The sequence below is a fragment of the Pseudomonas asturiensis genome, from assembly GCF_900143095.1.
GTDB classification, from domain to species: domain Bacteria; phylum Pseudomonadota; class Gammaproteobacteria; order Pseudomonadales; family Pseudomonadaceae; genus Aquipseudomonas; species Aquipseudomonas asturiensis.
In genome coordinates this window covers 367,585-379,596 of record NZ_FRDA01000005.1, presented here as the reverse complement: position 1 = coordinate 379,596, position 12,012 = coordinate 367,585, and the positions used below count along the sequence as shown (strand labels likewise).

At 59.9% G+C, this 12,012-nt stretch carries 10 protein-coding genes; all 10 read right to left on the bottom strand.

Annotated features, from left to right (window positions below):
* Positions 1–24: 24 nt before the first annotated feature.
* The 10 genes from motD to flhA all read right to left on the bottom strand — a co-directional run bounded on the left by motD (position 25) and on the right by flhA (position 11,777).
* Entirely contained in the window at positions 25–912 is an 888-nt protein-coding gene (motD, locus tag BUB69_RS12085; protein ID WP_024689495.1) for a flagellar motor protein MotD, read from the bottom strand.
* Between the two features lie 6 nt (positions 913–918).
* On the bottom strand, positions 919–1,659 hold the full coding sequence (locus tag BUB69_RS12080) for a flagellar motor protein (protein WP_073166638.1): 741 nt from the start codon (positions 1,657–1,659) through the stop codon (positions 919–921).
* Positions 1,659–2,822 carry a protein-glutamate methylesterase/protein-glutamine glutaminase gene (locus tag BUB69_RS12075; protein WP_073166634.1) on the bottom strand — a complete coding sequence of 388 codons (1,164 nt, stop codon included), beginning with the start codon at positions 2,820–2,822 and terminating at the stop codon, positions 1,659–1,661. The genes BUB69_RS12080 and BUB69_RS12075 overlap by 1 nt, the downstream gene beginning before the upstream one ends.
* Positions 2,823–2,873: 51 nt before the next feature.
* Positions 2,874–5,147, bottom strand: coding sequence for a chemotaxis protein CheA (locus tag BUB69_RS12070; RefSeq protein ID WP_073166631.1), 2,274 nt, complete (start codon positions 5,145–5,147; stop codon positions 2,874–2,876).
* Between the two features lie 32 nt (positions 5,148–5,179).
* Positions 5,180–5,965 (bottom strand): protein phosphatase CheZ, encoded by a 786-nt coding sequence (locus tag BUB69_RS12065; RefSeq protein ID WP_073166627.1) that lies wholly within the window; start codon positions 5,963–5,965, stop codon positions 5,180–5,182.
* Positions 5,966–5,984: 19 nt separating this feature from the next.
* Entirely contained in the window at positions 5,985–6,359 is a 375-nt protein-coding gene (locus BUB69_RS12060) for a chemotaxis response regulator CheY (RefSeq protein ID WP_161627625.1), read from the bottom strand.
* Between the two features lie 262 nt (positions 6,360–6,621).
* Positions 6,622–7,362: an RNA polymerase sigma factor FliA gene (fliA, locus tag BUB69_RS12055; protein ID WP_002554271.1), complete on the bottom strand. Its 741-nt coding sequence runs from the start codon at positions 7,360–7,362 to the stop codon at positions 6,622–6,624.
* Positions 7,359–8,192 carry a flagellar synthesis regulator FleN gene (fleN, locus tag BUB69_RS12050; protein WP_003412391.1) on the bottom strand — a complete coding sequence of 278 codons (834 nt, stop codon included), beginning with the start codon at positions 8,190–8,192 and terminating at the stop codon, positions 7,359–7,361. Before fleN ends, fliA begins: the two co-directional genes overlap by 4 nt.
* 115 nt (positions 8,193–8,307) lie before the next feature.
* Entirely contained in the window at positions 8,308–9,636 is a 1,329-nt protein-coding gene (gene flhF, locus BUB69_RS12045; RefSeq protein WP_073166624.1) for a flagellar biosynthesis GTPase FlhF, read from the bottom strand.
* An 11-nt stretch (positions 9,637–9,647) separates the two neighbouring features.
* On the bottom strand, positions 9,648–11,777 hold the full coding sequence (gene flhA, locus BUB69_RS12040) for a flagellar biosynthesis protein FlhA (RefSeq protein ID WP_073166621.1): 2,130 nt from the start codon (positions 11,775–11,777) through the stop codon (positions 9,648–9,650).
* Between the last annotated feature and the right edge of the window lie 235 nt (positions 11,778–12,012).

Sequence of the window (12,012 nt, the reverse complement as noted above, 5' to 3'; positions counted from 1 at the left end):
GCGACGATCATACCGAGACGACAGTCAGGGAGCGGGTGACGGAGAATTGACAGTGTTCGCACGTACCGGCGGCTTTGCTGGCACCGGTGCAGTTTGTGTGCCAGCACGCCTCAAAGCGGCGTCCGGCTGCGCATTGGCCGTGCCGGTGCTGGTGAGACTGCGACGTACATCCAGGTTACGCGAGATAACCAGCACCACACGGCGGTTCTTGGCGCGCCCGGTGGCCGTGGTGTTGGGTGCAATCGGCTGGAACTCGCCATACCCCACGGACGCCAGGCGCGCAGGGTTCACACCGTCCATGGCGAGCATGCGTACGATGCTGGCCGAGCGGGCGGAAGACAGCTCCCAGTTGGTCGGAAACTGCGACGTGCTGATCGGTTGATCATCCGTGAAGCCTTCGACGTGGATCGGGTTGTCGAAGCGCTTGACGATACCGGCGACCTTTTCAATGATCGTGAACGCCTTGTCGCTGGGCATCGCATCGCCGCTGCCAAACAACAGGCTGGAATTGAGTTCGATCTCGATCCACAGTTCGTTGCCGCGCACGGTCATCTGGTCGGACTTGATCAGATCGCCGAACGCGTCACGCACATCCTGAGCGATGGTCTGCAGCGGGTCGCTGGCCGACGAGGCGATGCCTGCATCGGTTTCTTCACTGTCCTTGAGCAATGGCTCGGACGGTTTGACCGACACAGGGCGCTGCTCGCCGATGGGGATTGGTTTCATGGTCCGCTCGGCGTCGTTAAAGACACCGACCAGCGCCTGGGACAGGATCTTGTACTTGCCTTCGTTGATCGACGAAATCGAGTACATCACCACGAAGAACGCAAACAGCAACGTGATGAAGTCGGCATACGACACCAGCCAGCGCTCATGATTTTCGTGTTCTTCGGGCTGACGACGTCGAGCCATGACGGGTTACTCCATGAAGCCTTGCAGCTTGAGTTCGATGGAGCGCGGGTTTTCACCCTCGGCAATGGACAGCAGACCTTCGAGCAGCATCTCGCGATAACGCGCCTGGCGATGGGCAATGGCCTTGAGCTTGTTCGCCACCGGCAGCAGGATCAGGTTGGCCGTTGCAACGCCATAAATGGTGGCAACGAAGGCCACGGCAATGCCGCTCCCCAGCTGACTCGGATCGGCGAGGTTGCCCATCACGTGAATCAACCCCATCACCGCACCGATGATGCCCACGGTCGGCGCATAGCCGCCCATGCTTTCGAAGACCTTCGCGGCCTGGATATCGCGGGTTTCCTGAGTGATGAAATCCACTTCCAGAATGCTGCGAATCGCTTCGGGCTCGGCGCCATCGACCAGCAGTTGCAGGCCTTTGCGGGCATAGCTGTCGGGCTCGGAATCGGCAATCGTCTCAAGTCCCAGCAGGCCTTCCTTGCGGGCCGTCATGCTCCAGCCGATGACGCGGTCAACACCACCCGGCAGATCGACGCGCGGCGGGAACAGCACCCAGCGAATGATTTTCATGGCGCGCATGAAGGCGCTCATGGGCGATTGCAGCAAGGACGCACCCAGCGTGCCACCGATCACGATCAGCGCCGCTGGGCCATTGAGCAACGCGCTGAGATGACCGCCTTCGAGAAAGTTACCACCGATGATCGCAACGAACGCCAGGATAAGACCGATAAGACTCAGTACATCCATCAGAGACACGCCTCGACCAGATGACGACCAATGTCGTCCAGGCTATAGATCGCGTCCGCGAGCTCCGCCTTGACGATGGCCATCGGCATCCCGTAAATCACGCAGCTTGCTTCGTCCTGCGCCCAGACCGTGCTGCCGGCCTGTTTGAGCAGACGGGCACCTTCTCGCCCGTCCGCGCCCATGCCGGTCAACACCACGGACAGCACCTTGTCGCCATATGACTTGGCAGCCGATCCGAAGGTGATGTCCACACAAGGCTTGTAATTGAGGCGCTCATCGCCTGGCAGAATCTTCACCGCGCCACGACCGTCGATCATCATCTGTTTGCCGCCAGGGGCCAACAAGGCCAGCCCCGGACGCAGCACGTCGCCATCCTCGGCTTCCTTGACGCTGATCTTGCACAGCTTGTCCAGGCGCTCGGCGAACGCCTTGGTAAAGGCGGCAGGCATATGCTGGATCAGCACCAGCGGTGCCGGAAAGTTGGCGGGCAGTTGCGTCAGCACGCGTTGCAACGCCACCGGGCCACCCGTGGACGTGCCAATGGCAACCAGCTTGTAAGCCTTGCGCTTGGGCGCACCCGACGTCGTCGGATGAGCAGGCGCATGAGCGTGAGGCTGAGCAGCATGAGGCGCAGGCGCTGCGGTGCGTGGCGCAACCGTGCGGGCAGGCGCAGACGACGTCGGCGCAGGTGCGGCAGCACGAGCGGCAGGCGCTACGGCTGGAGCAGGTGCCGCCGGCGTCGATCCCGCACCGGTAAAACGACGATTGCTGCGCGAGATGCTATTGATCTTCTCGCACAGCAGTTGCTTGACCTTCTGCGGGTTGCGCGAGATGTCTTCAAAATTCTTGGGGAGAAAGTCCACGGCACCAGCGTCCAGTGCATCCAGCGTGACGCGGGCACCTTCGTGCGTCAGCGAGGAGAACATCAGTACGGGAGTCGGGATGCGCTGCATGATATGGCGAACCGCCGTGATGCCATCCATCATCGGCATTTCGTAGTCCATGGTGATCACGTCAGGCTTGAGTGCAAGCGCCTGTTCGATCGCTTCCTTGCCATTGGTTGCCGTGCCGACAACCTGGATGTTGGGGTCCGAAGAAAGAATTTCCGTAACGCGGCGGCGGAAGAAACCCGAATCATCCACCACCAGGACCTTGACTGCCATAAACACTCCAATAGGTGTTGCAGGCAGACCAGGCTGCCCGCAACCCCAGAATCAAATACGCCGTGCGGCGTAACGCTTGAGCATGCTCGGTACATCGAGAATCAAGGCAATGCGACCGTCACCGGTGATGGTGGCGCCCGACATGCCTGGCGTACCTTGCAACATCTTGCCCAGCGGTTTGATCACCACTTCTTCCTGCCCGACCAGTTGATCGACGACAAAGCCGATGCGCTGAGTACCGACAGACAGAATCACCACGTGCCCTTCACGTTGTTCTTCATGCGCGGCCGAGCTGATCAGCCATCGCTTGAGGTAGAACAGCGGCAAGGCCTTGTCACGCACGATCACCACTTCCTGACCATCGACGACGTTGGTGGTCGAGAGGTCCAGGTGGAAGATTTCGTTGACGTTGACCAGCGGGAAGGCAAACGCCTGATTGCCCAGCATGACCATCAGGGTCGGCATGATCGCAAGCGTCAGCGGGACCTTGATGACGATCTTCGAACCCTGCCCCTTGGTGGAGTAGATGTTGATCGAGCCGTTGAGCTGGGAAATCTTGGTTTTCACCACGTCCATGCCCACGCCACGACCGGATACGTCGGAAATTTCCGTCTTGGTCGAAAAGCCCGGCGCGAAGATCAGGTTGTAGCAGTCGGTGTCGCTCAGGCGATCGGCTGCATCCTTGTCCATCACGCCGCGCTTGACGGCAATGGAACGCAGAACGTTAGGGTCCATGCCCTTGCCGTCGTCGGAGATCGACAGCAGGATGTGATCGCCCTCCTGCTCGGCTGACAGAATCACACGCCCGCCGCGGGACTTGCCCGTAGCCTCGCGCTCTTCCGGCGTCTCGATGCCGTGGTCGACAGCGTTACGCACCAAGTGGACCAGCGGGTCGGCCAGTGCCTCGACAAGGTTCTTGTCCAGGTCGGTTTCTTCACCCACCAGCTCCAGGTTGATCTCTTTCTTGAGCTGGCGAGCCAGGTCACGAACCAGACGCGGGAAGCGGCCGAAGACTTTCTTGATCGGCTGCATCCGGGTTTTCATCACCGCGGTCTGCAGATCAGCGGTCACCACATCCAGATTGGAGACCGCCTTGGACATGGCTTCGTCGCCACTGTTGAGCCCCAGACGAACCAGTCGGTTACGCACCAGCACCAGTTCGCCGACCATGTTCATGATCTCGTCCAGGCGTGCCGTATCAACGCGTACGGTGGTTTCGGCTTCCGACGCGGCAGGCTTGTCGCCACCGGCCGCCGGAGCGCGCGCAGGTGCAGGGGCTGCCGCGGCCGGCTTGGCCGGCGCAGGCTCGGCTTTCGCTGCAGGCACAGGCGCTGGAGCAGGTTTGGCGACGGGTGCCGGTGTCGGTGCTGCAGCAGCCGGCGCAGGTGCTGCCGCCTTGCCGACGACAGCATCCGGCTCGAATTTGCCCTTGCCGTGAAGCTCATCCAGCAGGCTTTCGAATTCGTGATCGGTGATTTCGTCAGAGGCAGCAGCAGGTGCCTTCGCAGCAGCGGCAGGCGCGGCAACCGGTGCGGCTATCGCGGCATCGAACGAACCCTTGCCATGCAACTGGTCAAGCAGGGCTTCGAACTCGTCATCAGTGATTTCATCGCTCGCCGGCGCAGCGCTGCCCGTCTTGGCTGTCGGCGCTGGAGCCTGAACCGGGGCGGCGTCAGGGGCGAACTTGCCTTTGCCGTGCAATTGATCGAGCAGGGATTCGAACTCCTGATCGGTGATCTCGTCGCTGACCGGTGCTTCAGCCGCTGGCGCGGCAGCAACCGTAGCGGCAACGGGGTTGGACCCGTGCAGCGAGTCGAGCAGTTGCTCGAACTCATCATCAGTGATGTCGTCGCTGGCCGAGGAATCGGCGACCGGAGCGGCAGCCTCGGCAACCTCTTCCACCACCGGTTCTGCAACCGCGACCACATCGGCAGACTGTGGCTCGGCCAGACGTGACAGCGCAGCCAGAAGCTCTGGCGTTGCAGGCGTTACGTCGGACCGTTCACGCACCTGGCCGAACATGCTGTTGACCGTGTCCAGTGCTTCCAGAACCACGTCCATGAGCTCGGAGTCAACACGTCGCTCACCCTTGCGAAGGATGTCGAACACGTTCTCGGCGATGTGGCAGCACTCCACCAGCTCATGCAGCTGGAGGAAGCCGGCGCCCCCTTTAACAGTGTGAAAACCGCGAAAAATTGCATTGAGCAGGTCAGCATCATCCGGTCGGCTTTCCAGCTCGACCAATTGCTCTGACAACTGCTCCAGAATCTCGCCGGCCTCTACCAGAAAATCCTGAAGGATTTCTTCATCGGCGCCGAAGCTCATGGGGTGCTCCCTATAATTATCCGTCAACAGACCTAGAAGCCGAGGCTCGATAGCAGATCGTCTACATCATCCTGTCCGGATACGACGTCTTCACGTTTATCGGCATGAATCTGCGGACCTTCACCCTTGGCGAGATGTTTTTTAGGATCTTTTTCAGCAAGGATGGATTGTTCGTCATGTTCGATGCCTGCAAAGCGATCGACATGGCTGGCCATGAGCACCAGTTTGAGCAAATTGCCTTCTACTTCAGTGACCAACTGCGTGACGCGCTTGATGACCTGACCGGTGAGGTCCTGGTAATCCTGGGCAAGCAGAATGTCATTGAGGTGCGCGGAGACCTCATGGGTTTCCTTCTCGGTACGCGTCAGAAATCCATCGACCCGCTTGGCGAGATCACGGAATTCTTCAGCACCGATTTCGCGGCGCATGAAACGTCCCCAGTCTTCGCTCAACGCCTTGGCGTCGGAACTCAGGCCGTTCATGAGCGGCGTGCTTTCCTCGACCAGATCCATGGTGCGGTTGGCCGCATTTTCGGTCAGCCGAACGACGTACGACAGGCGCTCGGTGGCATCTGTGATCTGCGACACCTCCTCGGCCTGAGGCATGTGCGGATCGATCTGGAAGTTGACGATTGCACTGTGCAGCTCACGAGTCAGCTTGCCCACTTCCTGATAAAGGCCGCGGTCGCGTGTCTGGTTGAGCTCATGGATCAATTGCACAGCTTCGCCGAAACGACCTTTTTCAAGGCTGGTGACGAGTTCCTGCGCGTGTCTTTTCAGGGTCGACTCAAAGTCGGCCATCGAATCAGTGTTATCCATAGCGCCCTCACGGCTTGCATCAGCTATTGACGCGTTCAAAGATCTTTTCGATCTTTTCTTTCAGCGCTTGAGCCGTGAATGGCTTGACGACATAACCGTTCACCCCGGCCTGGGCAGCTTCGATGATCTGCTCACGCTTGGCTTCAGCAGTGACCATAAGCACTGGGAGGCTCTTGAGGCGCTCGTCCTGACGGACCTGACGCAACAGATCGATACCGGACATGCCAGGCATGTTCCAGTCAGTCACCAGGAAATCAAACGCGCCGCTTTGCAGCATCGGCAATGCGGTCAACCCGTCATCCGCTTCCGAGGTGTTGGTAAACCCCAGGTCACGCAACAGGTTTTTGATGATCCGCCGCATCGTTGAGAAGTCATCAACGATGAGGATTTTCATGTTCTTGTCCAATTCGACCTCCAAGCAGTCTTTAACGCGTTCAGCACCTGAACGCGCTGTTCAATCAATACCGGCAATACTGGCACAGCACACCCCCGGCTGTACGAAACGACGACGGGCTTGGCAAAAGACAGGCACAACCCCTGACCGGCAGGCCCTTGAGCACTGCCGACAAGCCTATGCCTTGTCTATCCTGTTACCACGTAACGCTCTGCACAGCCGGCTTGCAGACAACCCGCGGCCTTGAGCCGCGCATTGACTGTCAACGCGCTCGCCACTCCCCCAAACGCCCTCGCAAACGAGCTGCGCACTGGCTGTGTAACTGACTGACCCGCGATTCACTGACCCCCAGGACCTCTCCGATTTCCTTGAGGTTCAGCTCTTCGTCGTAGTACAGCGCCAAGACCAGACGCTCACGCTCCGGCAGATTGGCAATCGCATCGGCCAGGGCGGCCTGGAAGCGCTCGTCTTCCAGGTCCCGTGACGGTTCAAGCGAACCGCTGGCACCATCCTCATGCAGCCCTTCATGATCGCCGTCCTGAAGCAGGTCGTCGAAACTGAAGAGGCGGCTGCCCAAGGTATCATTCAAAATCCCGTAATAATCATCGAGACTTAACTGGAGTTCGGCCGCAACCTCGTGATCTTTAGCGTCACGCCCGGTTTTCGCTTCAATTGCGCGAATTGCGTCGCTCACCATGCGGGTATTACGGTGGACCGAGCGCGGCGCCCAGTCACCCTTGCGAACTTCATCGAGCATTGCACCACGAATGCGGATGCCTGCGTAAGTCTCGAAGCTCGCCCCCTTGGTGGAGTCGTATTTGGTCGACACTTCCAGCAGACCGATCATGCCGGCCTGAATCAGGTCCTCGACCTGCACGCTGGCAGGCAGGCGCGCCAGCAGGTGGTAGGCAATGCGCTTGACCAGCGGGGCGTAGCGCTCGATCAGCTCGTACTGGGAGTTACGCGAAGCCTTGCTGTACATCTGGTAGCCGCTCGCAGTCATTGGACAGGCCCCGCGCTGGTCTGGTGAACGAGTCGCTCAACGAAAAACTCCAGGTGACCCCGTGGGTTGGCCGGAAGTGGCCAGGTGTCGACCTTCTGAGCGATGGCTTTGAATGCCAGTGCGCACTTGGAGCGCGGAAAGGCTTCGTAGACGGCACGCTGCTTCTGTACGGCCTTGCGCACGCACTCGTCGTACGGCACGGCACCTACATACTGCAGCGCCACGTCCAGAAAGCGGTCCGTGACTTTCGTGAGTTTGGCAAAGAGGTTGCGACCTTCCTGCGGGCTCTGGGCCATGTTGGCCAGGACACGGAAGCGGTTCATGCCATAGTCGCGGTTCAACAGCTTGATCAGCGCGTAGGCGTCGGTGATCGAGGTCGGTTCATCGCAGACCACCAGCAGCACTTCCTGAGCCGCGCGTACGAAGCTGACGACCGACTCACCGATACCGGCGGCCGTGTCGATGACCAGCACATCGAGGTTGTCGCCGATCTCGCTGAACGCCTGGATCAGGCCGGCATGCTGCGCAGGCGAGAGATGAACCATGCTCTGGGTGCCGGACGCAGCCGGCACGATACGAACGCCGCCCGGCCCCTGCAAGAGCACGTCACGCAGCTCGCAACGACCTTCTATGACATCGGCGAGCGTACGCTTGGGCGTAAGCCCCAGCAGAACGTCAACGTTGGCCAGACCCAGATCGGCGTCCAGCAGCATGACGCGCCGGCCGAGCTCGGCAAGGGCCAGTGAAAGGTTCACTGACACGTTAGTCTTACCGACGCCACCTTTGCCGCCGGTCACCGCGATAACCTGTACGGGATGCATGCTGCCCATGTTATTTCTTTACCTTGTCTTGCGTAGACCGAAGCCACATTGGGGGCTGCACGTTCGCGAGCGAACAATGCCTGGCAGACCATCGATGCAGGGACATTTCAATGATATCCATCACTTAACCCACCCTTTTGCCAGGTGTGTGATAGAGGTCGGCAAACATATCAGCCATCGCTTCCTCGCTCGGCTCGTCCTGCATCTGCACACTCACTGCACGACTCACCAACTGGTGACGGCGGGGAATGTGCAGATCGTCCGGAATGCGCGGCCCGTCAGTCAGGTAGGCCACCGGTAATTCATGACTGATCGCCAGGCTCAGGACTTCGCCCAGACTGGCGGTTTCATCCAGCTTGGTCAGAATGCATCCGGCCAGGCCACAACGCTTGTAACTGTGATACGCCGCGGTCAACACCTGCTTCTGACTGGTTGTCGCCAGCACCAGGTAGTTGCGCGCCTTGATACCGCGACCTGCCAGGCTTTCGAGCTGCATGCGCAACGCCGGGTCACTGGCTTGGAGACCTGCGGTATCGATCAACACCACGCGCTTGCGCAGCAAAGGCTCAAGTGCCTGCGCCAGCGACTGCCCCGGGTCGACGTGAGTAACCGGTACATTGAGGATCCGGCCCAGCGTTTTGAGTTGCTCCTGAGCACCGATGCGAAAACTGTCCATGCTGACCAGTGCAATATTCTGTGCGCCGTACTTCAGCACATAACGGGCTGCCAGCTTGGCGAGAGTGGTGGTCTTGCCCATGCCGGCAGGACCGACCATGGCGATCACACCGCCCTCTTCCAGCGGCTCGACGTCAGGTACGGCGATCATCCGCGCCAGGTGAGCCAGCAACATGCGCCAGGCCTGACGAGGCTCGTCGATATCGGGAATCATCGACAGCAGATCGCGCGACAGCGGGCCGGAGAGACCAACACGCTGCAGACGACGCCACAGGTTGGCCTGCTGCGGGCGGCTGCCTTGCAACTGGGTCCAGGCCAGAGAGCCCAGCTGGACTTCCAGCAGCTCGCGCAGGCCATTCAATTCGGAACGCATCGAGTCGAAGGCACGTTGCCCGCCAGCAGACTCGGCAGCCGGGGTCGGCGCGTAAGCGGACGGGCGTGGCGGCTCTTCGAGCGTGGGCTCGATGTGCGTGTCAGCGGCACTGATCGACTTGCCGGAAAACAGCTGAAGATTGACCGAGGCATCGCTGTCGCTGCGGTTGTTCAATTCAGCCTGAGCGGAGACGATGCGCGACTGGGTTTTGCGCAGCTCGTCTTCAAGCTCCATGTTCGGAACGCGTGGGGCCAGGGCCGACAGCTTGTAATCCAGCGCGGCGGTCAACTCGACGCCACCGGCGATGCGGCGGTTGCCAATGATGGCCGCCTCAGCGCCCAGCTCATCGCGAACCAGCTTCATGGCTTGACGCATATCGGCGGCGAAAAATCGCTTAACTTGCATGACTCACTACCTCAGCCGTTGGGCCCGACAGTCGCTACGATGGTAACTTGCTTGTTGTCAGGAATTTCCTGATATGCCAGAACATGCATGTTCGGTACAGCCAATCGTCCAAATCGTGACAGCATGGCCCGAATCGGACCCGCTACCAGGAGTATTACCGGCGACCCTTGCATTTCCTGACGCTGGGCGGCCTCAATCAACGAACGCTGGAGCTTTTCAGCCATACTCGGCTCAAGAAGAACGCCTTCTTCCTGACCCTGACCAGCCCTCTGCAAACTATTGAGCAATATCTGTTCCAACCTTGGTTCCAGCGTGATGACAGGCAGCTCCGGCTCAACGCCTACAATGCTTTGGACGATTGCGCGACTCAAACCAACGCGCACCACCGCCACCAGAGCGGCGGTATCTTGACTCTTCCCGACGTTGTTCGCGATGGCCTCGGCGATGCTGCGGATATCACGCACCGGCACATGCTCGGCCAGCAGCGCCTGCAGCACATTGAGCAGCGCCGACAGCGACAGCACACCCGGCACCAGCTCCTCAGCCAGCTTCGGCGAGCTCTTGGCGAGCAACTGCATCAGTTGCTGAACTTCTTCATGGCCGATCAGTTCATGCGAGTGCTTGTACAGAATCTGGTTGAGGTGGGTCGCCACCACGGTGCTGGCGTCCACCACGGTGTAGCCGAGGGACTGCGCCTGGCTGCGCTGACTGATTTCAATCCACACCGCTTCCAGACCAAACGCCGGGTCTCTGGCGGTGATGCCGTTGAGCGTGCCGAACACCTGACCCGGGTTGATCGCCAGCTCGCGATCCGGGTAGATCTCGGCCTCGGCCAGGATCACGCCCATCAGCGTCAGGCGGTAGGCGCTGGGCGCCAGATCGAGGTTGTCGCGAATGTGGACGGTGGGCATCAGAAAGCCCAGTTCCTGGGACAGCTTCTTGCGCACACCCTTGATCCGCGCCAGCAGTTGACCACCCTGATTGCGATCCACCAGCGGAATCAGGCGATAGCCCACTTCCAGACCGATGATGTCGATGGGCGTGACGTCATCCCAGCCCAGCTCCTTGGAGTCCTGGATACGGGTTGGCGATGGCAGCAGGTCCTGTTGACGCTGAACCTCGGCCAGCGCCTCGACTTTCACCTTGTTCTCTTTCTTCCACAGCAGGTAAGCACCACCGGCCGCCACCAGACCGAGGCCGATGAAAGCGAAGTGCGGCATACCCGGCACAAGGCCCATCACGATCATGATGCCTGCGGATACCGCCAGCGCCTTGTGTGAGGCGAACATCTGACGATTGATCAGCTTGCCCATCTCTTCCGAACCGGAAGCACGGGTCACCATGATCGCGGCGGCAGTGGACAGCAGCAGTGATGGCAATTGCGCCACCAAACCGTCACCGATGGTCAGCAAGGTATAAACACGGCCTGCGTCGCCAAAAGTCATGTTGTGTTGCAGGATGCCGACCAGCATGCCGCCAATGAGGTTGATGAACAGAATCAGCAAACCGGCAATCGCATCGCCGCGCACGAACTTGCTGGCACCGTCCATGGAACCGTAAAACTCGGCCTCCCCGGCCACTTCAGCACGACGGCGCTTGGCTTCCGGCTGATCGATGAGGCCGGCGTTGAGGTCGGCGTCGATTGCCATCTGCTTGCCTGGCATCGCATCAAGGGTAAAGCGTGCGCTCACCTCGGAAATACGCCCGGCACCCTTGGTGATTACCACGAAGTTGATGATCATCAGAATCGCGAACACCACGATACCGACGACATAGTTACCGCCGATCACCACCTCACCGAAGGCCTGGATCACCTTGCCCGCAGCAGCGTGCCCGTCCTGGCCGTGCAGCATGACCACACGGGTCGATGCGACGTTCAGGGCCAGACGCAGCAGCGTGGCGACCAGCAGAATGGTAGGGAAAACCGAGAAATCCAGCGGCCGCAGGGCGTACACACAGACCAGCAGCACAACGATGGACAATGCGATGTTGAACGTGAACAGCACGTCCAGCAGGAACGGCGGAATCGGCAACATCATCATTGCCAACATGATCAGCAACAACAGCGGCACGCCCAACTGGCCACGGCCCAGGCCTGCGATATTGCTGCGTGCGCTACTGAATATCTGAGAGCGTTCCACTGATTCTTTACCTGCGCACTAGATCAAAACTTTGACGCCTTAGGCGACCTTGAACTGACCTATTGCAAGAAGCTGTCCAACTTTACGAAAGCCAGCAATTGCAGGCACAAAACGCAAAAAAACAGAGGTAAGAGACAGGCATTGCGGGAGGCGGAGCAGAATATCCGGCTGATCAGGTGACACGCCTGCGACCGGGCTGGCGCCAACGCCAGCAAGCCGCGCCTGAACGCCCGAT

Bases quoted from the DNA above. Each gene is read 5' to 3' on its own strand.
- motD (WP_024689495.1), bottom strand. From the start codon at position 912: ATGGCTCGACGTCGTCAGCCCGAAGAACACGAAAATCATGAGCGCTGG.
- BUB69_RS12080 (WP_073166638.1), bottom strand. From the start codon at position 1,659: ATGGATGTACTGAGTCTTATCGGTCTTATCCTGGCGTTCGTTGCGATC.
- BUB69_RS12075 (WP_073166634.1), bottom strand. From the start codon at position 2,822: ATGGCAGTCAAGGTCCTGGTGGTGGATGATTCGGGTTTCTTCCGCCGC.
- BUB69_RS12070 (WP_073166631.1), bottom strand. From the start codon at position 5,147: ATGAGCTTCGGCGCCGATGAAGAAATCCTTCAGGATTTTCTGGTAGAG.
- BUB69_RS12065 (WP_073166627.1), bottom strand. From the start codon at position 5,965: ATGGATAACACTGATTCGATGGCCGACTTTGAGTCGACCCTGAAAAGA.
- BUB69_RS12060 (WP_161627625.1), bottom strand. From the start codon at position 6,359: ATGAAAATCCTCATCGTTGATGACTTCTCAACGATGCGGCGGATCATC.
- fliA (WP_002554271.1), bottom strand. From the start codon at position 7,362: ATGACTGCGAGCGGCTACCAGATGTACAGCAAGGCTTCGCGTAACTCC.
- fleN (WP_003412391.1), bottom strand. From the start codon at position 8,192: ATGGGCAGCATGCATCCCGTACAGGTTATCGCGGTGACCGGCGGCAAA.
- flhF (WP_073166624.1), bottom strand. From the start codon at position 9,636: ATGCAAGTTAAGCGATTTTTCGCCGCCGATATGCGTCAAGCCATGAAG.